Here is a 24021-nt window from a genome sequence, read left to right as displayed (position 1 = left end):
TGGCGGTATTTTTATACCCATTTTCACGAAAAGAGAGGGCAAATGATGATTATTACAGGAATGGCACACTTCCAGAGTGTGTGCAAGAAAAAACTTGTTGAGTGGTACAATTCTCAGGGTCAGAACGAAAAGATTGACCTGAGTAATGTCTTTGTTGTATGGAGTTGCAAGACTTTGCAGAATTACAAGCTTCTTGCTTCTACTACGGTATCAGGAGATGGAATCTATGCAGAGTATACTTATAATGGTGACAAGCAGGAGCTGTATGAGGATATCTATCGAAAAGTAAAAAACACATGTCATGTGGAGGAATAAGAGATGAGTATTCTGGAATGGCTTAAAAAGCACTTCGGAAAGAAACCCCGCTGCCAGTGCGAGCATAATTATTGCAAGCATTGGAGCAGGAGCGCCGGTCCGTATGGCAGATATGTGCAGCGGTACACAAAATGTAATAAGATCGAGGAGTAAAAACACCGTGAAAAGTAAAACATATGAAGAATTTGTCGAAAAGTTTAAACCCAAAAAGACCACCGATGATTGCTACACCCCCCGAAATTTATGAAGTGGTAAAAAATGGGCTTGTGAAAAATATGGAATAAGCCCTCATCAGGTAGTACGGCCATTTTGGCCAGGTGGGAGCTACGAAGATTTTGAATATCCTGATGATTGCGTGGTGGTAGACAATCCGCCTTTTTCGATCTTTTCAAAAATTTGCGAATATTATCTGGAAAAAGGAATTCGATTTTTTCTTTTTGCACCGACCTTGACATTTTTAGGTGGCAAAAATATATGGAACAAAATGAATCATATTTTTTGTGATGCCAAAATTGTATACGAAAATGGTGCAACTGTATCCACTTCATTTGCAACTAATTGTGGGAATGAGGATGTGGTAGCCCAGTCCTCTCCGGAATTAAGCAGATTAATTAACGGAACAATGCGTGAGCTTACGAAAGAGCGACAGCTTCCTAAATACGATTATCCAGATTATATTGTAACCGGTGCAATGATGCAGGGAATGGCAAGAAAGGAAATTGAATTCATAATCCATCGGAATGATTGTCAGCTCATCCGTAGCTTGGATGCGCAGAAAAAAGATGGTAGGGCAATTTTTGGTGGTGGCCTGCTCTTATCCGAAAAAGCAGTAACGGAAAGACACAAGGTAGAAAAACAGCATGAAAAATATGAAAAAGAAATTAAATATGATCTTTCAGAGCGAGAATGGGAGATCGTCAGGAAAATGGGAAATGGGTCATAAGCACGCTGAGAGGCGTGTTATTTTTATGTCCAAACGCGAGAAGACACGAAACTCTGCGCGACCGGTGACACCGAAGACAATGGATAGTAACAAGAGTGACACTCTTAAAACGGAAGGAGACACAGAAAATGGAAGGAAACCAGAATCAGGCACAGGCACAGAACCAGCAGGGCACAGGCGAGAACTCTCAGGCAGGAAACCAGAATCAGACTGGACAGCCGGCTGTAATCGATTACAGCAAGATCCAGCAGATGCTCGAAGGAACTCTGGCGGCGAAGGAAGACACAGCCCTGAAAGCCTACTTTAAACAGCAGGGATTATCCCAGCAGGAAGTAGAGCAGGCAATCGCAACATTTAAGCAGCAGAAGGCGGCAAATACTCCAGACGTAAATGCGATGCAGGCACAGCTGGCGCAGGCGCAGGAAGCAGCACAGAAGGCACAGATCCAGAACGCGGCAACCCTGACAGCGGTAGAACTTGGAATTAATGCCAAGACGATTCCGTATGTGCTTAAAATGGCAGATCTTAGTACTGTTATGGGACAGGACGGAAAAATCAATACCGAAAATCTGAAAGCGTCTTTGAATAAGGTTCTGGAAGATGTGCCGGCACTCAAACCGCAGACATCCGGAGCATCTGGTTTTGTACAGGTGGGTGCGGCAAGCAGTGGAGCTGGACAGTCTGGCAATCAGGATGATCAGCTCGCTTCGATTTTTGGCAACAAGAAAAAATAGTAGAAAGGACAAAGCAAAATGGCAGTATATGATTACGCACAGATTTTCATGCGCGAACTGGCGCAGAAATACGAAAGAGAGATGATCTCTAATGATCTGACACTCTCGAATCCGGGAATTAAATTTTTGAACGCGCAGACGATCAAGATCCCGAGAATGACCGTGAGTGGCTATAAGGATCACAACCGTGGAAGCATGAGTTTTAACGCAGGAACGATTACGAATGATTGGGAGCCGAAGAAACTGACTCATGATCGAGATGTGGAGTTCGCAATCGACCCGATGGATATCGATGAGACAAATCTGGTTGTGGAAATTGCGAATGTTCAGAACGTTTTCGAGGAGGAGCAGGCAATTCCAGAAAAAGACAGCTATCGATTCTCCAAGCTGTACACAGAAGCCAAAACCAACAAGAGCAAGGGCGCTGTGATCGACAATACCGTTCTCACAGCGGCCGATATTCTTGACTGGTTCGATGAGCAGATGGCAATCATGGATGATAAGTCCGTACCACAGGAAGGACGTATTCTCTATGCTACCTCTGCGATGAACAAATTGCTCAAGAGCGCCAATGGAGTAACCAGAGTGATCAGTGCTGGTGCGGCAGGCGTGATTAATCGACGCGTCCATAGTCTGGATGATGTGCAGATTAAGCCTGTACCATCCGCAAGATTTAAGACAAAATATGATTTTACAACTGGATGCGTACCGGCAGGTGATGCAAAACAGATCAACATGATTCTTGTGCACCCGTCCTGTGTGATTTCTCGTGACAAGTACGCATACATGAAGCTGTTTACCCCGGGAACAGACTCTCGTACAGCGGACAAGTATGTATACCAGAACCGGTATTATACAGATACTTTCTTGATTGAAAGAAAGTCCTGTGGTATTGCGATCAATGCAGAAGCAGAAGGATAGGTGAAAAAATGACAGCAGAAAAAGGAAATAAAGTCTATACCATCGACCAGAGTCAGAAGGCTCTGTATCAGACTGCCGGCTTCGACATCCGGGATGATGATGGAAATCTGGTCGAGTATGGAGCAGAAAAGACGGTTTCTTACAATGAATATACCAAACTCCTGAAAGAGAATGAAGATCTGAAAAAGCAGATTTCCGCACTGGAAGGAGCAAAGGAAGGGCCGGCAGAAGAAGAACCGGCAAAAGTCGCAAGAAAGAAAGCAGGGCAGTGATATGGCATATGAGCCGTATGTAACTCCGGAATATTACAAAACAGAATATGGTGGTAGCACTGTGCCAGATGAAAAACTCGAAGTGATTTTAAGGCAGGCAAGCCGGCACATCGATTCCCTGACTTACAATCGGATTGTGGGTCAGGGTTTTTCTGATTTGACCAGTTTCCAGCAGGATGTAATTCGAGAAGTGGTCTGTTTACAGGCAGATTTTGAGCATGAAAATGAAGATGAGATTAACACAATCCTTTCCAGTTACAGCATCAACGGCGTATCGGCACAGTTTGGCGGTTCCTGGAATGTTTTCACGGATAAGGGCGTAGCAATGAAACGTGATGTCTATGCGCTTCTGTGTCAGACAGGATTGTGTTGCCGGTTGGCGAGGTGAGAAAGATGAAATATCCCTGCTTGGTGCCGAAACGGCTTTGCAAAACACCGATTCACGTACATCTGGAGTCTGAGGAGATTACTTCTGATGGAGATCCGGAATTTTGTGCAGATCTCGATCTTGTATGTAATTTCCAAGATCGAGCCAAAACGATCCTGACAGCGGAAAAGAAGCTGGTGCAGATCACGGGAACTGCCTTGTTTCCGGGAGACATTGCGCCGGATCTGCCGTCTCTAAGTGGTGGCACAGTAACGATCTTCGGACAGGAGCGCCGGATTGAGCAGGGGTGTAAGAATCGGAATCCGGATGGCACAGTAAACTATTGTAGTCTGGAGGTGGTCTGATGCAGGTGACTTCAAGTGTGAAAATGAACTGGGGGCGAATCCACCAGCTCACGCAGGCGGCAGTGACCGCATTGGAGCAAACAGCGGAGGCGCTGCATACAGAAGTTGTGCAGGCGCAGATCTTTCCGTTCGATACAGGAAACCTGCAAAACGAAAGTACGTTCGTAGATTATAGCCGATCTAAAAGAGGAAAAGTATCTCTGATCTCCAGCACTCCATACGCGCGCCGCCTCTACTACCATCCGGAATACCATTTCCAGACGTATGAAAATCCATTTGCTAGCGGGGCATGGTATGAGCCGTGGCTGCCGGGAGGGATTAGTCAGGATTTTGCGAAAAAAGCATTTAAGAAATTTTATAAGAGAGCAGGTGGTGTGTGATGTTGAAATTAAAAGACATCCGGAAATGGATTGTTGATTTTGGAATTGCAGAGGACTCACATGTTTATATCGGAAAACTGGATAACAAAAAGCAGGAGTCTATCGGTGTATATTCTCGCTCAGCATCCGGATCTCCAGAGATCGCTTTGGGCGGGTTGGAATGCACAAGCTACGAAACACGGCATCTCTCTCTCCTGATCCACTGGAACAGAAAAAAAAGCGAGAGCGAAGACGCGGCATTTGAACTGTGGGAAAAGATCAGGAGCACGGATTCGCTTAAAATAGGAAATACACCGGTGCCGTATATCCGTCTGATGGTGCCAGAACCGCAGGATGTCGGCACAGATGACAATGGGGTGTATGAATATGTAATTTGGTTGGATCTGATTTATTCACGAAAAGAAAAAGAAAGCGAGGAAGAAGTATGGCAGGAGTAGTGTATCCAGTACATAGCAACAAGTTTAAGGTTGGAACAAATGGAACAGAAAGTACAACAGACCAGATGGTAATGCCGGCAGATCTGGAAAATTTTTCCCCGTCCATCGATGGCCAGACCGTGGAATGGTTTGCAATGGACGCTGAAGGATGGGCGAAGAATATGGTTACCGGCAAGAAATTTTCCATTGATTTTAAGGGAAAGCGTTCTGTCGGTGATCCGGGAAATGATTATATTGCAGGACTGGCCATGAAGATGGGAAATGATGTCCTGACAAAGTTTGTGTGGGAAATGGTTTCTGGTGCTAAGCTGGAAGGACTTGCGACCATTAATGTCACAACTCCAGGAGGCGGCGACACAACTACGCTGGATGCTTTGGAGTTTACGCTTACCTTGTATGGAAAGCCAACATTTACACCGGCGATTAATTAACAGGAGGAAGAAAGATGGCAAAAATTCTTGATATTACGGATAGACTTACTTTTGATGGCAACCCGTTCCTGAAGGTTCGCGATGAGATGCTGGAGGTTAATGCTGACGCGCCGACCATGCTTAAAGTGATGAACTTTGTGAGGAACGATGGCAGCTTTAGCAATGAGCAGGTGGCGGAAATTTATGAATTAGTATTCCCAGAGAAAAGCAGAAAAATTATTGAGGAAATGAAGTTAAGCATGGCTGACTGGATGGTGCTCGTGCAGGCGGCAATGGAACTGATCACAGGTCCGACATCTGAAGCACAGGGGGAAAAGTAGACCCGTACTATGATCTCTTTGAAGACTGGGATCTGATTATTTCCAGTTTTCTGTCGCAGTACGGGCTTCGTATCCGGACAAAAGAATTTGAGACAGTAACATGGGATGAGTTCCGGTCTCTGCTGGCCGGACTTTCCCCAGATACCGCTTTAGGGCGAGTGGTGGCGATACGAGCAGAGCAAGACCAGAAGGTTATCGAACATTTTACTCCGGATCAAAAAAGAATTTACGATACTTGGAGAAAAAGAAAAGCCCAAAATATGCCAGAAGAGCAATATGAAAAAGCAATGAAAAATCTGGAGCAGTTCATGAAGGATTGCTTTGGAGGTGGTTAAAATTGTAAAAACAGATCAAGAAAAAGTGAAGTGTCCATATTGCGGACATCCAATAAATGCATACCGCTCGGCAAATGCCAAGTGTGTAGGCATTTTTTTTAAATGTAAAAACAGAGATTGCAAACGTGTGTTTGAGTTAAAAATTTGAGACGCTGTGCCGATGTGCCTGTCTTAAAAAGGCAGGTGAGAGTTTATGGCAGCGGATAGTGTTGGACAGATTGGCTTGGATTTGGTTGTAAACCAAAATAATTTTGAAAATCAGATGACCAACATTGAAGGCTTGGCCAAAAAGGCAGGTTCCGCACTCGCGGCAGCGTTTACGGTAAAGAAAATTATCGATTTCGGTGCAAGTTGCATCGAGCTGGGATCAGATCTTGCAGAAGTACAAAATGTCGTAGATGTAACATTTACAAATATGAGCAAGCAGGTGGACCAGTTTGCTCAGAACGCTGCTACGCAGTTTGGATTATCGGAGACAATGGCAAAGCAGTTCGCCGGAACATTTGGCGCTATGGCCAAGGCTTTCGGATTTAACGAAAAAGCTGCTTACGATATGTCTACGACTCTGACTGGTCTGGCTGGTGATGTAGCATCTTTTTACAATATTTCACAAGATGAAGCATATACGAAACTGAAATCCGTGTTTACCGGTGAGACAGAGAGCCTGAAAGATCTGGGAATTGTGATGACCCAGACAGCGCTTGATAGCTACGCTCTGGCGAATGGGTTCGGCAAGACTACGGCGAAAATGTCCGAGATGGAGAAAGTTGCTTTGCGGTACCAGTTCGTACAGAGCCAGCTTACGACGGCGGCAGGAGATTTCTCCCGAACTTCTGATGGTTGGGCGAATCAGGTGCGTATTCTCCAGCTCCAGTTCGATAGTTTAAAGGCAACAATCGGTCAAGGGCTTATTGCGGCATTATCTCCGGTAATTCATGTTATCAATACAGTTATCGGAAAAATACTGAGTCTTGCCAATGCGATTAAAGCATTGGCATCGCTGCTTTCCAAAGGTAAGGGCGCATCGTCTTCGGCTGCGAGTGGAATGGAATCTGTTGCAAAGGCGGCAAATAAGGCCGGAACAGCAGCAGGTGGCGCAGGCAACAGCGCAAAAAAAGCCGCCAAAGACATGAAAGGTGTCACGAGCAGTCTGGACGAACTGCATATCATTGATCAGTCTTCCGGAAGTGATGGCTCTGGAGGCGGATCAGGTGGTGGCGGTGACGATGGATATGCAGCCGATGATTTCGACATGGGTCAGCTGGATGATGGCGCTTCTGAAATTGATAGTCGTCTTCAGGCAATCGTCGACAAGATCAACGAACTGAAAAGTTCTTTCTCCAAAGGATTTTGGGAAGGTCTTGGTGATACATCTGTATTTGATGATATCCAGAAACATATTTCCGGCATCCAGCAGAGCCTAAGAAACATTTTTACAGATCCAGAAGTGCGGAAAGCTGCGGATAATTTCGGAAACACATTTGCTTATAGCCTTGGTCAGATTTCAGGTTCTGTTGTATCTATCGGACTTACGATAGCAGATAACATCGTGGGTGGCATGGATCTGTATTTGCAGCAGAATACAGGCAGAATAAAGCAGTATATCATAGATATGTTTAATATCGGTAGTGACATATCTACGATTGTCGGAGACTTCTCTATTGCGGTTTCGGATATTTTTACTGTCTTCCGGAGTGATTCAGCAAAGCAGATCACAGCCGATCTTATAAAAATATTTTCTGATGCAATTATTGGAATTACGGAATTACTGGCAAAATTTGGACGAGATGCATTAGGACTATTAACAACTCCCATAACAAATAATAGTGAACAGATTAAAACAGTTTTAAATGAACTTCTAAAAGTTTTTGAAAATGTTTTAAATACTATTTCACAAGCTTTTGAGCATGCTGTAGATGGAATTTTAAAACTTTACGATGATCACATCCACCCATTAATAGAGACTTTTACAGAAGGGCTTACTGAATTACAAAAAATATGGTTAGAATGTTTTGAAGCTTATATTGTGCCGGTATTAAATAATGCAGGTGAAAAATTTGCAATTTTTGTAAAAGAACATTTGCAGCCTCTTATAGATAAATTCCTGGAGTTTTCTGGAAAAGCGATAGACGCCATTAAGCAGTTATGGGAAGGTGCATTAAAACCTTTTATTGCATGGTTTATTCAAAATATTTTTCCTGTTATTGCTGAAAATCTTCAAAAAGCAATAGACTACTTTTTTATCTTTTTAAACGGAGTTACAGATGTAATAAGTGGAGCACTGGAAATACTGAGCGGTCTAATTGATTTTTTGGTTGGTATATTCACGGGTGATTGGAATAAAGCTTGGAATGGCATTAAGGAAATATTACGCGGTATCTGGGATATTATGAAAGCGGTTGTAAGCACTGCTTTCAATGCTATAAAAACACTTATACTTTCGATATTATCGTCTGTTTCGGAATATTGGAAACAGAAATGGGAAGCAATAAAAGAGTTTGCAACAACGCTTTGGAATGCAATACGCGATTTGGCCACAGAGAAATTTACAGCAATTCGTGACAAACTTTCCGAGATCTGGGATGCAGTAAAAGCTACGATCGAGGAAAAATGGAATGCTATAAAAACATGGTTTGAGGAAATCTGGGGAAAAATCAAGGACGCTTTCAAACCTGATGATATGCTTGAAATCGGCAAAAACATTATGAGCAAGCTCTGGGACGGCATGCAAGAAATTTGGCAAAGCATAACCGAATGGCTTGGTAATGTCGCTGATACTATAAGAAATACATTTAACTCTGTAATCGATAAAGCTAAAAGTACTTTTAAAAAGTCAAAAGAAGAAGCCGAAGCTGACGATGATGAAGGTGTACATTCCACAAGAACCGTGACATCTGGAAGGGGATCTTCTTCTGGCGGACCGGGAGTAAAGGGAAATGCATCCGGTGGATTCCCGACATCTGGCGAAATGTTTGTTGCGCGAGAAGATGGCACTCCGGAGATGATTGGACGCTGGGGCGGCCGTGCGGCGGTTGCAAATAACCAGCAGATTGTGCAAGGTATCACACAGGCCGTACAGCGAGGAATGAATTCTTGTGTTGCTCCGCTTGTTGCAACAATGTCTATGGTGGCAAGAAATGCAACGCCGCCGCTGGCAACAACGGGATCTGCAATTCCATATAACCAGGAAGATAGCAGACTGCAAAATGTGCTGGAAAAAGTTCTTGCTGTATCAGGAACAGCCGGCGGGGAGCAGTTATCCATCGTGATCGAACTACTCAGAAAGATCATCGAATTACTGGAAAATTTTGATCTGGTTGTCAACATTGACACCAGAGAGCTCCGGAAAAAGCTGAAAGATCTGGAAAAACGTTCTGGAATACAATTCGATTAAGGAGGGCAGGATATGTCGGCGTTTATTACGATCAACGGGCAGGAATTTCCTGCCCCTGACAATGAATGGGAACTGATTACATACACGAATGTAACATCTGGAAGAAATGCACAGGGAGAATTTATTGGAGACAGAGTTGGACGAGATCAGCATAAGGTTAATAATTTACAGTGGTCTTGGCTTCCAGCAGAAACATGGGCGCAGATGTGTCAGGCGTTTTCTTCTTTTGTGGTTACGGCTACAATCTGGGATCAGGTGCACAACGATTGGATGAGTATTCAGATATACCCGGGAGATCGCACCGCTTCCGGCGGAATCAATGATGCGGATCAGAGACCGATTCTCTACAAATTATGCAAGGTCAATATTGTTGATTGCGGGGTGATTGGATAATGCAGGAAGCGAGTGAAGCATATAAACAGGCGATGACACAACAGTGCAGAGACCAGTTTTATATGTATGTAACAATCGGAGTCATCAACCAGATTGCGCAGAATACGGCATATGCTTCGTCCAGTTCAACATATTCTCCGATGTCAAATCTGGAAAAACCGTATCAGAACTATGATCGGGAATATACCTATGCTACGCTGGAAGAAAATTTTTTCAGAGTGGATGGCAAGATGCTTTTTCTTCCGAGAAATGGTCCTTACTTCAATCAAGGCATTGTTACGGCTGATCTTCTTGGAAGTATAAAAACCAGTTTTAAAGATGGTCCGTACGATATAAAAGGCCTGACGATCGAGTTTGGAGATGCGTATCCAGAAGAGTTTATGATTATATCGAACAATCGGAGTGTTTCCATAACAGGAAATACAAGTGGACACTTTGCAACGGATAAAGTGTTCGAGAAAGCGACGTATATAACCATTCGGCCAATCAAGATGGTGAATGGACAAGGACGTCTTCGCATTCTGAAAATAAGCATGGGTGTTGGCATAAACTTCACGAACCGGCAGATTAAGACCAGCAGTAAGAAAGAGTTTTTGTCCTGGATATCCGCAGAACTTCCAACGATAGACTTAAATCTTACAGTTAATAACGAAAATCGACGATTTGATGTAGAGAACGAAGATTCTTCTCTTAACTTTCTGGAAATTGGTCAGAGGGTAGAGGTGACCTACGGTGCCACATTACCCAATGGAGAAATTGAACATTTTTCCGGGACGACATTGCTGCTCGATTCTTGGAAGGCGACCGATGATGAAGTGAGCTTTGTTGCAAAAGATGTGATTGCATCTTTGAATGATACTTATTACTGGGGGACATATAAGGAAACAAATTTATACGATCTTGCTGTGGTGGTGTTCGAGGATGCCGGGCTGGATGAGCGAGAGTATAGCATAGACAGTTATCTAAAAAATGTGGTGGTATGCAATCCTCTTCCGGTGGCAACACATGCGGAATGTCTCCAGATTATCGCCAATGCCGGAAGAGCGATTCTTCTTGTAGATAGGACGGGAATAATTCATTTAAAAGCCGGTTTCGTCACTGTGGTATCTCCAGAAAAAATGACAGTAAGCGGGAAGAACATGATGAAATGGTCGAATCCCAAGAGCATTGTACTGGCAGATCCAAAATATAGCTATGGTGTATTGTGGTCGGATTATTTTCGCGCAGATGGCAGCATGTATTTTCTACCGCGCGGAAGTAACTACCTAAATGAAGGATACATGAGCAGCGTTATTGCGGACGCTTCTGGCACTTTTACAACTGTTCCAGAGTTCTGGGTGGATCTGGAAGCGGCTTTTAAATATTATGGATTAACCATAGAATTTGGAGGAAATCCACCGACACAGATGCAGATCTTGACGTATCTGGATGGAGCTTTGCAAGAAACATATAACCATACAGATATACAGAAAACAACAACGATACAACATGATTTTCCAATGTTTGACAGGATTAAGTTTCGTTTTCCGAAAGGGAAAGCAGGGAATGGTGTAGTAGTTCGGCATGTTGGCTTTGGAGATGTTACAGATTTTGCAATTACTTACAAGACAATGACAGACACTCCCACCGGTGAGAGGACAACGTTGTATAAAAACCTAAAAGTGGTCATGACAAAATACTCCGAGACGACAGAAGAAGCAAAGGAACTGTATAAAGATACAGTGGTCGGCGGACAGGTGGTGGACTGCTATTTCAATTCCGCTGCCTATGGCTGTTCTGTTAATTACGGAAAAATTACAAAGTCTTCTGCTTATGCGATCCGTGTGGATCTATCCGGCATTTCCGGAAGTGTGGAGCTTGTTGTAACCGGCAAGGAATACTTACAGAATGAAAGCAGCTACGAATTACCACTTAATACTACCGGAGAGACAAAAACATGGAGTAATGTCCTTATAAGCAACCAGGAACATGCGGCAACTGTGGCGGAGTGGGTTGGAAATTATCTTAATAACAACATCGAATATGAAGTGCCGTATCGCGGAGATTTCCGTCCGGATGCAGGAGATATTATCTTTCTTCAGGGACACAAAACAGACCGGATGCAGGTATTTCTGGAAGAAAACAATCTATCTTTTTCCTCTGGAAAACTATCCGGAGATGTAAAAGCAAGGAGGGCGATCGATGGGGTGGACACAACCAAAAACGGACTGGGCCGGAGGCGCTGATTCGTCTGGAAACTACACAGGGGATTATTTTAATGCATCCGATTACAACCGCATTAAAAACAATATTGTGGAATTGTTAGAAAATGTAGCAAGGCTTTATCCGGAATTTAAGATACAAGATATGGGGGCGGACAAAAATGCAGGTGATTATATATATGCGGATGAAATAAATATTCTGGAAGATAATTTGTATACTATTTGCAAAAATACGATTCCACAGCTGGCAGGAAAGAAAAAAACTTATTACGAAAATACAGCAACAATCGATTTTGCTGAGCTTAACAGAATCGAAAAATGTTGTTTGGATTTGCGAGATTGCATAATAAACCAGTATGCCGCAGGGCGATATAAACTTGCGTTTAAGCTGGGTACAGGAAGGAGTCGATTCTAAAGTGGCATTAAAAACAAACTACAAGGATGCTGCGTGGTCTGGAGACCGATTATTTAAAATCGAGAGTGCCGGCAGTGACAAAGTTACAATTTCCGATGTGACGAGCTATACTGTTTCTGGAGACAGCTTCGGTGCTGCCGACATTAATGCAACCAACAAAGCAGTTAATGGTCTCACGGACGACATGGCAACCTTAAAAAAAACTGTGAGTGATGGAAAGACGCTTGTAGCCGCAGCCATCACGGCGAAGAAAGTTGCGGCTACGGTTTCGGACAGTTTCGAGACGCTGGCGGAGAAGATCGGGCAGATTGTTCTCGGCTCCGGAAACGCGACGGCATCGGACGTCCTGAAGGGGAAGACCTTCACGAACAGTGGTGGCGTGGAGCTGACCGGTACAATGCCGGATCACAGCACTAAGGATTCTCTGGGTGGAATTAACAGCAATTATCCAAACGTGCCGATCCACAAGGGGAGTTACGGACAGTTTTGTACTCCGACGGAAAGTTCCGAGCGGTTGTTTGCGGTGCGCCCAGACAAAGGTTACTGGAATGGAGATACCTATGTGGGAGCACCGGCGACAACGAAGACGGTTACGCCGTCGACGGCACAGCAGACGATTTCACCGGATTCTGGCGGTGTGCTGGAGAAAGTTGTCGTGGGAGCAATTCCAAATCAGAAAAATTATGGCTACGGAGGCTTTGGACAGGGTGACGGTTACTATTCGATCAACGCTCTGCCAGAGGGATATTATCGAAAAATGAGTGGCGGAAATTGGGAGCCGGAGGCGCGAATATCCAAGGACACGCTCAGATCAGCACTTGGAATCACAGCTGACAAGATCAAGAAGGGCGCTGTGATCGCTGGAATTACCGGTACATGGGAAGGTTATGTTGCGGGAAGCGGAGACCTCTACAACAAGGGTGCGCTGGGGCTTGGTGGCGGATTTTTCACGGTTCCATATTATGTAGATGGTGAATCAGAAGGCGCAGCGTGGTACACAAAAGTAGCTGGTACGCTTTATTACGACACTGCGCAAATGCGAGTAGAAGGACATACACTGTGGCTTGCGTCAAACCAGACAGTAAATTTATCGGCATACAGCCAATTAAACATAACTCTTAAAGTAAATAAATCCAGTAACCTCCGGATCCTGGCAACATATAACAAACCCGTCGGCGGATCTTCCAGTTCAAATAATATTGCGGTGAGTGAATATGTAACTGGAAGCCAAAATACAACACGAACTATAAGCCTTGATGTCTCAAAAATTAATGCAAATTGCTATATATTATTTGGTTGGAGTTCGGCTGCAAGTGATGCTGACGCAAAAATGATTGTTGATCGAGTATGGCTGAGTTAATCACTTCCGAAAAAGGAAGAGAAAATAAAAATAGGAAAGGAAGAAACAACTATGAAGAAGAACAGAAGTAAGGCAAAGTACAGTGGAGTAAACGTAGCATACGGACCGGCGACCGGTGTTCCGACTCCGGAACCGAAGAATGAGGTTCTGAGCAAGGGCAAGGAGTACGAATACACCGGCGATTCCACTCCGGGCACGACCAACGGACTGCATCCGGATCACGTCGCAGGTGGTCCGGGACACAAGGAGTGCAAGCACGAGTAATAGGAGGAAGACCTATGTCATTTTCAGGAACTACACAGGAAATAACGCTTAATATGTACGGCGCCCCATACGAGGGGCGCTATGTAGAGGTACAGCAGGGAGACACAAGCTCCAGAACGGTGCGCTTCTACCTTAAAACCTTCGGGGATGCGGAGTTTGCAATTCCACCGGGTGCATCCGTACAGCTGTGTGTAAGCAGAACAGACAAAAAAACGGTTGTCTGCGATGGAACAGTGGAGAAAGAGGGCGGGAACTCCGTGCTCGTGACACTCTTGCCGGAAGCCTGCGCCTGTGCCGGAAAGCAGGCAGCGCAGTTATGCATCTACTCACAGGATGGAGACATTCGATCGCAGATCTTCTATCTCCGCGCTCCGGAAGCAGTCTACAAGAAAGGCACTGTAAACCCATCGGATGATGACGAGGAGACGTCTGGACTTTCTAAAGAAGAGAAGGATCTGCTTCTGACTCTCTTAAAGAGCGCGGCATACACTTCAAGCGAGATGGAAGGTGCGTACAATGCGCTGAAGGACATCTGGAACGCGAAGCCGGCAGAAAAGGTGTATTACACAGTAACAAATACGCTCAGTAATGTGATCAATTCCAGCTCAGCGACATCAGTGCAGGAAGGAAAAGTCTATGGCGCGGTTTTGACACCGGCGGAAAATTATGAGATCAGCACTGTAAAGATTACGATGGGCGATGTGGACATTACATCCACTGCGTACACGGTATCCAGCGGAGCGATCCGGATCAGCGCAGTTACTGGAAATATTGTGATCACTGCAACGGCGACGAAGAAGTCACAGACCGTGGCTGTGCAGAGCATTACTCTGGATAAGCAGACAGCTTCCCTTACAGTCGGCGGAAGCCTTACGCTGAAAGCAACCGTACTGCCGGCAGATGCAACCGACAAGACTGTAAAGTGGACAAGCAGTAATGCATCGGCAACGGTTTCCGGTGGTACAGTCAAGGCGGTCTCTGCGGGGTCGGCGGAGATTACGGCGATAGCCGGAGAGAAGAGTGCGACTTGCAAGATCACGATTGCAGAGGCAACCGTAGCTGTGCAGTCCGTGAGCTTCACCGAGACTTCCGGAAGTCTGGAGATCGGAAAAAGCCTGACGCTTGTGCCTGTGATCACACCAAGCAATGCAACAGACAAGACAGTGACATGGAAGAGCAGTAAGCCGACAGTGGCAAGCGTGGAAGGCGGTCTAGTCAAGGCACTTACCGCAGGATCAACGGATATTACCGCAACGGTCGGTGGAAAGACGGCAACGTATGCTCTTACAGTTCCGGAAGCAACGGTCGAAGATGAAACGCTGGTGTATAGTCTGCCGGAGGAGACTGTTTTCGACCCGAGCGCAGAAAAGTACATCGATACGGGTGTGAAGATGTTCGAGAGCATCGAGGAGAAGCCGAGCTGGACGATTCTGATGGAAGTCCAGTATGGAGAAAACGTAGATACATCTTCTACATACTGTCTGGCACACTGCATGGAGGAAAGTAGTCCATGGCCCGGATTGAGCATTGCATCATGGGCGGACGGTTCCCTTGGAGTGAATGTGTATGGAGGAAAATCCCAGCTTAGTACGATGGCAAAACTGAAAGCGCAGAAACGTAAGTTAGCGCTTAAACTGGAAGGCACAACCGGTACAAGATGGAATGTAGATGGAGGTTCTACGACATTTACGATCTCCAATTACAATACAGCTGTGGATAAGACGATTATCCTTGGCGCGTACCAGACTTCTGATGGGGAGAAGGGACGTTATTTTGATGGTACCTTATCTAAATTCCTTGTATACAAAAAAGCCATGAGCGACGAGGACGTTACTACATGGCTGAGCGAATAAGGAGGACATAAATGGGAATCTACAATATTTTTGGCGCAGAGATTTCCGGTTCTTCAGTTCCTGGCAACATTAACGCTGCCGGGGACGGGGTAACGGACGATACCGAAGCACTTACGAAAGCGCTTAACCAGAGCAACGCAGTTGTGGATGGCGGAAATAAGAAATACAAATATATGTCGATCACCATGACAGGCGTAGAAAACCTGACCGTAAAGAACGTGATCTTCTGGAAAGGTCAGTCTCTGGAAGTAGCAGGATGCAAGAATATCCGCTTCGAGAATTGCATATGGGAAGGCATTAATTGCAACGGAAATGATACCATCTGGACTTGCGGAATTCGCCTGCGTGAGCGCAAGGACGCAAATGGAAATGAGATCTGGTGCGAGAACATCTGGATCGATCATTGTATTTTTGATGATATTTGGTACAATACCTTGCTCGACCATAGCATGCCACACAGCGTAAGCGGACAGGCGATTGTACCACGAAGCGTCCACAACTTGTACATTAAGCACAACTTTTTTACGCAGACAAAGGGAAATGCAGCGATTCACTGGAATACCTACAAAAAGTGTGGTTATGCGGAAATTACGGACAACACGTTCTATCTTACCGGTGTCGGTGGAATCTGTGTATATGCGGTACAGCAGGCTTTCCCGAAAGTTCGTGGCAAGCTGTCTAACAACCAGTTTATCGGTTGCGGTCTTGGATACATGCCTCCGGAATTCCTTAATAAGTTCCCGGAAAACCAGCGAGGACTTGGTTGTGCGGCTATTCTTGGTGGAGCAGGAACGAGAGCTTGCCCGTATAAGTGGCATTTTGTTTGTGAGAACAACACATTTGAGGACTGCGTAGAATCCAGTATTGAAGGACCTGTATGGAATCCTTGCATCGGTAACAGTATTACTGGACAGGGTGCGATCCAGACCGATGAGAACTGCCGGAAGATGGAAGAAAAATACCACTTGGACTACACTCTCCAGAAGAGAATTATCAATTCCGTGAATTTTATTTACAGGAACTATTACAGAGACGTTGACGGTACTTTCCCAAACGAAGACGATGATCCGATTGTCTTCCAGAATAACACAATGGGTATTTCTTATGTATCCCGCGCCAGTTACATTCAATTCAAGGGTGAGTACAATGTACCGTTAATTTTTACGAACAACACAATGCGCGTCGGATTAACGCAGGGATTAGACACGCATTTCCTTGGTTGCCAATTTAAGGCAGGAATCCGATTCGAGAACAATGATGGCATCTATCCGTACTTTAACGGCTGCACTTTTGAAGGAGATGTTGTGCTGGATGACATCCTGAGTGCATACAAGTGCGACTTCTCCAAGGCAAATCTGATCACAAACCAGTCCAGAGGGCGTTTTCCGGAGACACATTTTTCCATCTACGACCCATCGCAAGCTGTATTCGAGAACGATCAGGTTACGAGAGAGGATGGATATGCTGTCCTGACTTCCTACGATATTCCAGAAAAAATCAAGATCCCAGATGATACAGCATATAACATCCAGGCAGAAAAAGAGTATGTTGCCGGGGATGGATATATCTTCCCGGGACCTGCAAGCCACAAGCATATTGATACAGGTGTGCAACTTCTGAAAGATGACGGAGACTGGACAATTTTCTTGAAATTCACCGGAAATGAGACCACAGAAATCCCTTCTTCTAAATCTGGAATCATGGCACTTTGTACAGTCTACGATGCTGAAACTGGCGAAAATAGGTTGCTTACTGGCGGACAGTGGTCGAATGTTGCCACAGTCGTAAAGCCGAACAAAAACGTGGTTTCGCTGGACACTAAAACGAAATATACCCTTCGCGATCTCAAACTTTTAATGCGTAAAGTCGGAGAAAAAATTGAGATCTGGCTTGCAAGACAGGATACAGATGCAAGTAGTTTGTCTGAAAATCTGACAACATATGAAATACAGGAAGGGGATTCTTTAGATGGTTTTTCTGGAAATCTCTATATCGGCGTTCAGGAAAATTACAACGAAAGTGACATGTACTCCCTGTACGGAAAAATGGAAGAATTCGAGGTCTTCCAGAGATCCTTGAGTGATGCAGAAGTAGGGATGTTTTTATACGGAAAGGTTCTGGGAACTTCGGAGAGTACAGAAGAAGCCGTGCCAGTGTACAACATTGCAACAGATTCGCATTACAGTACGGACGAACGAGCAGTTGTGTTCGACGGAACATTTGGTATCGATACCGGCCTTCAGCTTTTTGCAGACAACTCAGATTTTACAATAATCTGCGAATTCAAGTTCGACAGCTACCATGATGAGGGGCTTGCGAACTTCAATTTTATTCCGGTTCTGTCATCCATGAACTATACAGAGGACAAAAAGAAAAGCCCTGGCTTTGATATTGGGCTGTTCCTGGCGGCAGGAAATGATCCGGAGACGATACCGACAGGCGGTTTTGTGAACTTCCGAAACAGCTGGAAATTTGCAAATTCCGCGACCCTTGTAAATTCTTATTTTGGATACCATAATAATAACATTGGTATTATCTGTATCCGCAAAGATGGCGCAATAAGCGTATACGATTACAACATGCAACGCTTGGCCACTTTAACCGGCACAGATGCAACCACTGTCTTTTCCGGGACGCTACACATCGGGGAAAATATGGTTGTTCCAACTCTTGGGGAAAACAATAAGCTCAAGGGAAAAGTATATGAATGCCGGGTCTATAAGGAAGCGCTCAGTACCTCTGTCTTAGAGAATATGTTTCCAAATATCTACTCGAACGAAAAACGTACAAAAGGTACGCTCTGTTGCTACGTTCCGAACCAGCGATATAAAAATGCTCTTATCCGTTATATCTACTTGGAAGCACTTATCGACATGGGAGAGCACGGAACCCCTGAGTACGCACAAAAGTATCCGAAAGCTGTCGGGATAAAAATAGATGGAATTGGAGATGTGATGTGGGTCGGAACCGGATCCAACGGACACATTAAAACCTGGATCTACAACAACAAGACAATTAAGCCATACCGAAACATCGCTGTCCGGATTGTGAATACCGGGTTGTGTCCAAATTTAAAAGCTAAGGTGCAGGCTTTCCGTTGCGCGATCCTGACAGAAGAAAGTGACGTTACGGAATCTGTGGATGCATTGGATTTCTCCGTGGAGTGGGAAAAGGAAGATCTGAGCCTTTCTGTCGGACAGGCATTATCCGGATATGTGAGCTATCTTCCGGAAGATTCCAACAGCGGCACGACGCTGGAACTTTCTACTTCCGAAGGCATTACAGCAACATTGGAGGAGAACCTGCTTACTGTTACTGGTGTAGCAGAAGGGGAAGCGACGCTGGAGGCGACACTGCCGTCCGGAATACAGAAAATCTATACATTCCAGATTTCTGGAGCATAAAGCAAAGCACCCGGATCCAGCGCAAAAGGACTTTCGGGTGCTAAAAAAGATTCTGATTGAATTAATTTTAACACAATTCAATCAGAAAGGAAAGCACATGAATGAAAGGAAAATTTTGTAGCATGGTAGGACTGATCGGAGGCTTTATTGCCTCTTTATTTGGCGGCTGGGACACTGGACTGGCCACACTTATGATTTTCATGGGAATTGATTATGTATCTGGAATAATTGTTGCAGGAGTATTCCACAAAAGCGGAAAGAGTAAGAATGGAGCATTGGAATCTTGGGCTGGTTGGAAAGGCTTATGTAAAAAAGCCATGACACTCCTTCTTGTTTTAATGGCATACAGAATGGATTTACTAATCGGAACTACATATATTAGAGATGCGGTAATCATCAGCTTTTGCACGAATGAAATTTTAAGTATTATTGAGAATGCTGGTCTTATGGGAATAAAAATGCCCGTTTCTGTAAAAAAAGCAATCGATGTATTAACAGAAAAAAGTGGAGACAAAGAAGAAAATATAAAAAAGGACAGCTGATCACCTAACTGCTTTTAGGTAATCAGCTGTTTATTATTATACTTTTGTTGTTTTCGCTTTACCGTAAATCAAGTTTAGAAAGGAGCGCTTCCTGAAGAACCTGAGAAAAGTTAAATCCAGCCGAAGTCGCAGCTTCGTTCAGCCATTCAGGAATTGTAAGGGTCTTTTTAATTGCTTTGTTATTATACATTTTTCGATATGTTAACGTATCACAAGCAATAAAATTGACGAATGAATTTTCAGGAGTTGAAATAGTTTTAAGAGTTGAAGCAGCAGGAATTGTACGTCCATCAGTCTCGTAACCATAGAGAGTTAGTGCGAGCGCATCCTCAGCCATTTCAATGCCATCTTCCAGATTATCGCCACAAGTGTAACATCCTTCCAAATCTGGAAAGATAATAGAGTATGTGCCATCTTCTTCGAGTGTAAAGATGGCGGGATATGCATATTTTGCCATATAAATTCCTCCTTTTATTAATAGTTTATGTCAAAGAACCCGGGGCTATTTAAGCCCCGCATCCTTCAGTATGTTGTTTAAGGTTCCGACTGGAATTTCTGCTTTGTGTCTGGGAATCACAAATTGCTTACCAGTAATTTCGCTAAACCAGACATCGTGACGACTTCCATGTCGTAAAAGATGACATTTATTACAGCCGTTAACCAGCTTAAGTAACTCTTGTGTTTTCATGCGCCCTCCTTTCTTACAATAATATTATAGCACGTATTGATACGTATGTCAAGTATAAAACACGTATTGACACGTAAAAAAGGAGACAAAACTATGCGAGATATTACATTGTGCCACCCGCGCCTTCAGAAACTGGCAGCGGAGCTCGTAAAAAAATGTGCAACGCAGGGCTTGCAGATCAAGATCGGAGAGACATTCCGAACCGTAGCAGAGCAGGATGCGCTGTATGCGCAGGGACGCACGAAGCCGGGAAAGATTGTCACGAATGCACCAGGAAGCAGTTACAGCTCCTATCACCAGTGGGGAACTGCTTTCGATTTCTACCGCAATGATGGTCAGGGAGCCTACAATGAAGCAGGACAGTTTTTCGAGCGCGTCGGTGCGATCGGTGTTGCTCTAGGTCTGGAGTGGGGCGGAAATTGGAAGAGTATCGTGGATAAGCCTCATTTTCAGTTACCGGACTGGGGCAGTAGTACGAGTGGGATCAAAAAGCTGTACAGAGATCCGGACGAGTTCAAGAAAACGTGGGTTCCGGAGAACGTCAAGACCGGCTGGCAGCAGGAAGATGGAGGCTGGAGATTCTACTACATGGATGGATCTGGCAAGTATGTGGTAGATAATTGGTACAAGGACGGAGATAACTGGTACTGGTTCGATGGTGCCGGTCTTATGGTCCGTAATGTCTGGTATATGCACAACGGTAGCTGGTACTACCTGGGTGCAGATGGCGCGATGATAAAGGGCTTGCAGACAATAGGCGGTAAGTGGTATTATCTGGATGAGACTGGACGTATGGCAACAGAGCCGGTTACACTCACGCCGGATCAGGACGGGGCGCTCCGGATGCCGGGACTGGCAAGCTAAGTGTGATCAGGTGTGAGCGTTTTACTTGTTGATAGCTTGACAATTTTAAACAAAAATCCTTATTTTATGCGCTTTTTTCATTTCCGTAGAGGAAGCAGCTAAGGCTGGCAAGTTCTAAAGATAACGGATTTGGATTAAAGCATTTCCGTATATAAATAGGGGATGTCACTCAGGCAAATGTTTGTCTGAGCGACATCCCCTATTTTTTCTAAAATGTCAATATTCCATAAAAATCACATTTTCGATCTTTCGGCAGAAACTTGCCCGCACTCTCATAAAATGATAAAATAGAGGTATGCAGTTACACGCTTTTTGCGCGTTAACTTGACTAAGTGAGGGGAGACTGGTAAATGAAGATTCAGAATCGAGAGATTATCCTGGACTATCCGATCCGCAATGAGGTAATGGGAAAAATTGCGGGTTATCACGTAAGACCGGGACTGTTTGACATTAATGGAGCGATGGTGCTCGAGTGTGGCGTGAACTTTACGATCCACACAAGAAACGGCACAAGTTGTGAGCTTCTGCTGTTCCATCGCGGGGAAGAAGAGCCATTTGCCGTGCTTCCATTTCCGGAGGAGTACAAGATCGGTGATGTGTACTCGATGATTGTATTTGGATTACAGCCGGAGGAATTTGAGTATGCGTATCGGATTGACGGACCAAACAATCCGAAAGCAGGTCTTCTGTTTGACAAGAAAAATGTGCTTCTTGACCCGTATGCACGCTGTGTTGTGGGAAAAGAGCGCTGGGGAGAGAAGAAGAGCCGGGATTATCATGCCTGCGTGGTGCGTGACAACTTTGACTGGGGAGATATGCCACAGTCAAAACGGGAGATGAGTGATCTGGTCATCTATGAGCTTCATGTGCGTGGCTTTACGCGCCATCACTCTTCGGGTGTGCGTCATCCGGGAACGTTTGAGGGTCTGAGAGAAAAAATCCCATATCTCAAGAGCCTCGGAGTCAATGCGGTCGAGCTGATGCCGATTTTTGAGTTTGATGAGATGCTCAACTCGAGAGAGGTCGATGGAAAGACATTGTTGGAGTACTGGGGATACAATACGGTCTGCTTCTTTGCCCCGAATGCGAGCTATTCGTCCACCCATGTGGATGGAACAGAGGGCAAGGAACTCAAAGAACTGATTCGTCTTCTGCATGCAAACGGAATCGAAGTCATCCTTGATGTGGTGTTCAACCATACCGCAGAGGGAAATGAGAAGGGACCTTCTTTCTGCTTCAAGGGAATTGACAACAAGATTTATTACATGCTGACTCCGGACGGATATTACTATAATTTCAGTGGTTGTGGAAATACGCTTAACTGCAACAATCCGATTGTTCAGAATTTGATTCTTGAGTGTCTGCGCTACTGGACGGTTCGCTACCGCGTTGATGGATTCCGTTTCGACCTTGCAAGTATTCTTGGACGAAACGAGGATGGTTCGCCGATGAACAATCCGCCTCTTCTGCGAAGCCTTGCCTATGATCCGATTCTCGGAAATGTTAAGCTGATCGCGGAGGCATGGGATGCCGGCGGTCTGTATCAGGTCGGAAGATTCCCGGCAAGTGGACGCTGGGCAGAGTGGAACGGACGTTACCGCGACACGATCCGCGGATTCTTGAAGGGAGATAACTGGGAAGCCTGGGATGCCGCATGGAGAATTTCCGGTTCCGGAGATCTCTATGGAGGAATGACTTCAGATGATCACGCCGAATATGCCGGATACAACTCCTGTGTCAACTTCCTGACCTGCCACGATGGATTTACGCTGTATGATCTGTATGCGTACAACGGCAAGCACAATGAGGCAAACGGATGGGATAACACGGATGGAGCAAATGACAACCGGAGCTGGAACTGTGGAGCAGAGGGAGACACTGACGACTGGCAGGTCAACCAGCTTCGCATGAGAATGATCCGAAATGCCTGCGCGGTTCTGATGTGCAGTCGCGGTACGCCGATGTTTCTTGCAGGAGATGAGTTTGGAAATACCCAGTACGGAAACAACAACGGCTACTGTCAGGACAGCGAGATTTCCTGGCTTGACTGGTCTTTGCTTGACAAGAACCGGAACCTGTTTGAGTTCTTCCGCTACATGATCCAGTTCCGTCACGATCATCCGGTGATTCGCAAACGTCTTCCGGATGCGGTCTGTGGAATGGAACCGATTCGTTCTCATGAGGCAGATGCCTTACGCCCGGGAAATATCTCCCACGACACGAGAACGCTGTGCGTGAGCTTTGCGGGATACGATAAGGATAAGGGAAGAGATGATATGGTCTACCTTGCAGTCAATACCTATTGGGAGGATGTAACGATCACACTTCCGGATACGCGCAGAGCAGGTTTCTGGTATCTGTATGTGAATACCTACGGGGATGGACAGGGACGCTATTGCTATTCCGAGCAGGAGGCAGTTCGGATTGAGGGAACATTCACGATGCGCCCGCGTTCCGTGGCAGTTTTCTCAGTCAGAACCTACTAGAAAAAAACTTTGCATAAAAGTCTGAGACCGCAGAAATATAAGAAATAGAATCATAAAAATGTAGAACTTAAAATCAAAAAAACTATAAAAAGATAAAAACTATAAAAACATAAAAGCATAAAAACCTAACAACCTAACAACAAAACCGCTGTGAACCCTCACACAAATGAGAAGTATGAGAGGACACAGCGGTTTTTTGATGATAAATCACATATAAATTCCAATAATCAAATGATCAGATCATACCAGATCATACCAGATCATACCAAATCGTATCAGATCATATCAGATCTTATTTGATCATATCAGAGCTTATCAAGATTGTATCAGATCTTAT

26 protein-coding genes and 1 pseudogene are annotated in these 24021 nt (G+C 44.9%); 25 read left to right on the top strand and 2 right to left on the bottom strand.

Going from position 1 to position 24021, the window contains the following annotated elements; translation table 11 throughout:
- The first annotated feature begins 42 nt into the window (after positions 1 to 42).
- The 23 genes and pseudogenes from ACR0QT_RS00765 to ACR0QT_RS00655 all read left to right on the top strand — a co-directional run bounded on the left by ACR0QT_RS00765 (position 43) and on the right by ACR0QT_RS00655 (position 19646).
- A complete protein-coding gene (locus ACR0QT_RS00765; RefSeq protein ID WP_432629003.1) occupies positions 43 to 315 on the top strand; it encodes a DUF6275 family protein in 273 nt (90 codons plus the stop codon).
- Between the two features lie 3 nt (positions 316 to 318).
- Positions 319 to 468, top strand: a complete 150-nt coding sequence (locus tag ACR0QT_RS00760) for a hypothetical protein (RefSeq protein WP_432629002.1) — start codon at positions 319 to 321, stop codon at positions 466 to 468.
- 205 nt (positions 469 to 673) lie between these two features.
- Positions 674 to 1258 carry a hypothetical protein gene (locus tag ACR0QT_RS00755; RefSeq protein ID WP_432629001.1) on the top strand — a complete coding sequence of 195 codons (585 nt, stop codon included), beginning with the start codon at positions 674 to 676 and terminating at the stop codon, positions 1256 to 1258.
- Positions 1259 to 1386: 128 nt separating this feature from the next.
- The gene (locus ACR0QT_RS00750; protein ID WP_432629000.1) at positions 1387 to 1992 is read left to right on the top strand and encodes a hypothetical protein; all 606 of its coding nucleotides are present in this window, start codon (positions 1387 to 1389) and stop codon (positions 1990 to 1992) included.
- 18 nt (positions 1993 to 2010) lie between these two features.
- A complete protein-coding gene (locus ACR0QT_RS00745; protein ID WP_432628999.1) occupies positions 2011 to 2913 on the top strand; it encodes a capsid protein in 903 nt (300 codons plus the stop codon).
- Between the two features lie 8 nt (positions 2914 to 2921).
- The gene (locus ACR0QT_RS00740) at positions 2922 to 3185 is read left to right on the top strand and encodes a hypothetical protein (protein ID WP_432628998.1); all 264 of its coding nucleotides are present in this window, start codon (positions 2922 to 2924) and stop codon (positions 3183 to 3185) included.
- 1 nt (position 3186) lies between these two features.
- Positions 3187 to 3573: a hypothetical protein gene (locus ACR0QT_RS00735; RefSeq protein ID WP_432628997.1), complete on the top strand. Its 387-nt coding sequence runs from the start codon at positions 3187 to 3189 to the stop codon at positions 3571 to 3573.
- Positions 3574 to 3578: 5 nt separating this feature from the next.
- Positions 3579 to 3917: a hypothetical protein gene (locus tag ACR0QT_RS00730; RefSeq protein ID WP_432628996.1), complete on the top strand. Its 339-nt coding sequence runs from the start codon at positions 3579 to 3581 to the stop codon at positions 3915 to 3917.
- On the top strand, positions 3917 to 4297 hold the full coding sequence (locus ACR0QT_RS00725) for a hypothetical protein (RefSeq protein ID WP_432628995.1): 381 nt from the start codon (positions 3917 to 3919) through the stop codon (positions 4295 to 4297). The genes ACR0QT_RS00730 and ACR0QT_RS00725 overlap by 1 nt, the downstream gene beginning before the upstream one ends.
- On the top strand, positions 4297 to 4734 hold the full coding sequence (locus ACR0QT_RS00720) for a phage tail terminator protein (RefSeq protein ID WP_432628994.1): 438 nt from the start codon (positions 4297 to 4299) through the stop codon (positions 4732 to 4734). The genes ACR0QT_RS00725 and ACR0QT_RS00720 overlap by 1 nt, the downstream gene beginning before the upstream one ends.
- Positions 4722 to 5165 (top strand): phage tail tube protein, encoded by a 444-nt coding sequence (locus tag ACR0QT_RS00715; RefSeq protein WP_432628993.1) that lies wholly within the window; start codon positions 4722 to 4724, stop codon positions 5163 to 5165. Before ACR0QT_RS00720 ends, ACR0QT_RS00715 begins: the two co-directional genes overlap by 13 nt.
- A gap of 14 nt (positions 5166 to 5179) precedes the next feature.
- On the top strand, positions 5180 to 5485 hold the full coding sequence (locus ACR0QT_RS00710; RefSeq protein ID WP_432628992.1) for a hypothetical protein: 306 nt from the start codon (positions 5180 to 5182) through the stop codon (positions 5483 to 5485).
- 32 nt (positions 5486 to 5517) lie between these two features.
- A pseudogene (locus tag ACR0QT_RS00705) lies at positions 5518 to 5616 on the top strand (Gp15 family bacteriophage protein); the annotation flags it as partial.
- A gap of 30 nt (positions 5617 to 5646) precedes the next feature.
- Entirely contained in the window at positions 5647 to 5820 is a 174-nt protein-coding gene (locus ACR0QT_RS00700) for a hypothetical protein (RefSeq protein ID WP_432628991.1), read from the top strand.
- Between the two features lie 193 nt (positions 5821 to 6013).
- Positions 6014 to 9214, top strand: coding sequence for a phage tail protein (locus ACR0QT_RS00695; protein ID WP_432628990.1), 3201 nt, complete (start codon positions 6014 to 6016; stop codon positions 9212 to 9214).
- Positions 9215 to 9226: 12 nt separating this feature from the next.
- Positions 9227 to 9607 carry a hypothetical protein gene (locus tag ACR0QT_RS00690; protein WP_432628989.1) on the top strand — a complete coding sequence of 127 codons (381 nt, stop codon included), beginning with the start codon at positions 9227 to 9229 and terminating at the stop codon, positions 9605 to 9607.
- Entirely contained in the window at positions 9607 to 11832 is a 2226-nt protein-coding gene (locus ACR0QT_RS00685; RefSeq protein WP_432628988.1) for a hypothetical protein, read from the top strand. Before ACR0QT_RS00690 ends, ACR0QT_RS00685 begins: the two co-directional genes overlap by 1 nt.
- Positions 11789 to 12223, top strand: a complete 435-nt coding sequence (locus ACR0QT_RS00680; RefSeq protein WP_432628987.1) for a hypothetical protein — start codon at positions 11789 to 11791, stop codon at positions 12221 to 12223. Before ACR0QT_RS00685 ends, ACR0QT_RS00680 begins: the two co-directional genes overlap by 44 nt.
- A gap of 1 nt (position 12224) precedes the next feature.
- Complete coding sequence (locus ACR0QT_RS00675) at positions 12225 to 13583, top strand: hypothetical protein (RefSeq protein WP_432628986.1); 1359 nt, start codon at positions 12225 to 12227, stop codon at positions 13581 to 13583.
- 51 nt (positions 13584 to 13634) lie between these two features.
- The gene (locus ACR0QT_RS00670) at positions 13635 to 13847 is read left to right on the top strand and encodes a hypothetical protein (protein ID WP_432628985.1); all 213 of its coding nucleotides are present in this window, start codon (positions 13635 to 13637) and stop codon (positions 13845 to 13847) included.
- Positions 13848 to 13861: 14 nt separating this feature from the next.
- Complete coding sequence (locus tag ACR0QT_RS00665) at positions 13862 to 15700, top strand: Ig-like domain-containing protein (RefSeq protein WP_432628984.1); 1839 nt, start codon at positions 13862 to 13864, stop codon at positions 15698 to 15700.
- Between the two features lie 11 nt (positions 15701 to 15711).
- Positions 15712 to 19104: a hypothetical protein gene (locus ACR0QT_RS00660; RefSeq protein ID WP_432628983.1), complete on the top strand. Its 3393-nt coding sequence runs from the start codon at positions 15712 to 15714 to the stop codon at positions 19102 to 19104.
- Positions 19105 to 19226: 122 nt separating this feature from the next.
- Positions 19227 to 19646: a phage holin family protein gene (locus ACR0QT_RS00655; protein ID WP_432628982.1), complete on the top strand. Its 420-nt coding sequence runs from the start codon at positions 19227 to 19229 to the stop codon at positions 19644 to 19646.
- A gap of 58 nt (positions 19647 to 19704) precedes the next feature.
- On the opposite strand, the gene ACR0QT_RS00650 is transcribed toward ACR0QT_RS00655, so the two are convergent.
- Both ACR0QT_RS00650 and ACR0QT_RS00645 read right to left on the bottom strand, forming a co-directional pair.
- Entirely contained in the window at positions 19705 to 20103 is a 399-nt protein-coding gene (locus ACR0QT_RS00650; protein ID WP_432628981.1) for a type II toxin-antitoxin system HicB family antitoxin, read from the bottom strand.
- Between the two features lie 45 nt (positions 20104 to 20148).
- Positions 20149 to 20334, bottom strand: coding sequence for a type II toxin-antitoxin system HicA family toxin (locus ACR0QT_RS00645; RefSeq protein WP_432628980.1), 186 nt, complete (start codon positions 20332 to 20334; stop codon positions 20149 to 20151).
- Positions 20335 to 20427: 93 nt separating this feature from the next.
- Here ACR0QT_RS00645 and ACR0QT_RS00640 point away from each other — a divergent pair, with 93 nt between their 5' ends.
- Both ACR0QT_RS00640 and ACR0QT_RS00635 read left to right on the top strand, forming a co-directional pair.
- On the top strand, positions 20428 to 21198 hold the full coding sequence (locus ACR0QT_RS00640; RefSeq protein ID WP_432628979.1) for a M15 family metallopeptidase: 771 nt from the start codon (positions 20428 to 20430) through the stop codon (positions 21196 to 21198).
- Positions 21199 to 21548: 350 nt separating this feature from the next.
- A complete protein-coding gene (locus ACR0QT_RS00635) occupies positions 21549 to 23684 on the top strand; it encodes a glycogen debranching protein (RefSeq protein WP_432628978.1) in 2136 nt (711 codons plus the stop codon).
- The last annotated feature ends 337 nt before the right edge of the window (positions 23685 to 24021 follow it).

The organism is Brotaphodocola sp. (assembly GCF_050873365.1).
GTDB lineage: Bacteria > Bacillota > Clostridia > Lachnospirales > Lachnospiraceae > Brotaphodocola.
This window is presented reverse-complemented; position numbering and strand designations above follow the sequence as displayed.

Coding starts and splice junctions, on each gene's coding strand:
- ACR0QT_RS00660 (WP_432628983.1), top strand. CDS start 15,712: ATGGGAATCTACAATATTTTTGGCGCAGAGATTTCCGGTTCTTCAGTT.
- ACR0QT_RS00640 (WP_432628979.1), top strand. CDS start 20,428: ATGCGAGATATTACATTGTGCCACCCGCGCCTTCAGAAACTGGCAGCG.
- ACR0QT_RS00685 (WP_432628988.1), top strand. CDS start 9,607: ATGCAGGAAGCGAGTGAAGCATATAAACAGGCGATGACACAACAGTGC.
- ACR0QT_RS00735 (WP_432628997.1), top strand. CDS start 3,187: ATGGCATATGAGCCGTATGTAACTCCGGAATATTACAAAACAGAATAT.
- ACR0QT_RS00695 (WP_432628990.1), top strand. CDS start 6,014: ATGGCAGCGGATAGTGTTGGACAGATTGGCTTGGATTTGGTTGTAAAC.
- ACR0QT_RS00725 (WP_432628995.1), top strand. CDS start 3,917: ATGCAGGTGACTTCAAGTGTGAAAATGAACTGGGGGCGAATCCACCAG.
- ACR0QT_RS00730 (WP_432628996.1), top strand. CDS start 3,579: ATGAAATATCCCTGCTTGGTGCCGAAACGGCTTTGCAAAACACCGATT.
- ACR0QT_RS00765 (WP_432629003.1), top strand. CDS start 43: ATGATGATTATTACAGGAATGGCACACTTCCAGAGTGTGTGCAAGAAA.
- ACR0QT_RS00680 (WP_432628987.1), top strand. CDS start 11,789: ATGGGGTGGACACAACCAAAAACGGACTGGGCCGGAGGCGCTGATTCG.
- ACR0QT_RS00710 (WP_432628992.1), top strand. CDS start 5,180: ATGGCAAAAATTCTTGATATTACGGATAGACTTACTTTTGATGGCAAC.
- ACR0QT_RS00740 (WP_432628998.1), top strand. CDS start 2,922: ATGACAGCAGAAAAAGGAAATAAAGTCTATACCATCGACCAGAGTCAG.
- ACR0QT_RS00715 (WP_432628993.1), top strand. CDS start 4,722: ATGGCAGGAGTAGTGTATCCAGTACATAGCAACAAGTTTAAGGTTGGA.
- ACR0QT_RS00760 (WP_432629002.1), top strand. CDS start 319: ATGAGTATTCTGGAATGGCTTAAAAAGCACTTCGGAAAGAAACCCCGC.
- ACR0QT_RS00645 (WP_432628980.1), bottom strand. CDS start 20,334: ATGAAAACACAAGAGTTACTTAAGCTGGTTAACGGCTGTAATAAATGT.
- ACR0QT_RS00650 (WP_432628981.1), bottom strand. CDS start 20,103: ATGGCAAAATATGCATATCCCGCCATCTTTACACTCGAAGAAGATGGC.
- ACR0QT_RS00635 (WP_432628978.1), top strand. CDS start 21,549: ATGAAGATTCAGAATCGAGAGATTATCCTGGACTATCCGATCCGCAAT.
- ACR0QT_RS00655 (WP_432628982.1), top strand. CDS start 19,227: ATGGTAGGACTGATCGGAGGCTTTATTGCCTCTTTATTTGGCGGCTGG.
- ACR0QT_RS00720 (WP_432628994.1), top strand. CDS start 4,297: ATGTTGAAATTAAAAGACATCCGGAAATGGATTGTTGATTTTGGAATT.
- ACR0QT_RS00665 (WP_432628984.1), top strand. CDS start 13,862: ATGTCATTTTCAGGAACTACACAGGAAATAACGCTTAATATGTACGGC.
- ACR0QT_RS00745 (WP_432628999.1), top strand. CDS start 2,011: ATGGCAGTATATGATTACGCACAGATTTTCATGCGCGAACTGGCGCAG.
- ACR0QT_RS00750 (WP_432629000.1), top strand. CDS start 1,387: ATGGAAGGAAACCAGAATCAGGCACAGGCACAGAACCAGCAGGGCACA.
- ACR0QT_RS00670 (WP_432628985.1), top strand. CDS start 13,635: ATGAAGAAGAACAGAAGTAAGGCAAAGTACAGTGGAGTAAACGTAGCA.
- ACR0QT_RS00690 (WP_432628989.1), top strand. CDS start 9,227: ATGTCGGCGTTTATTACGATCAACGGGCAGGAATTTCCTGCCCCTGAC.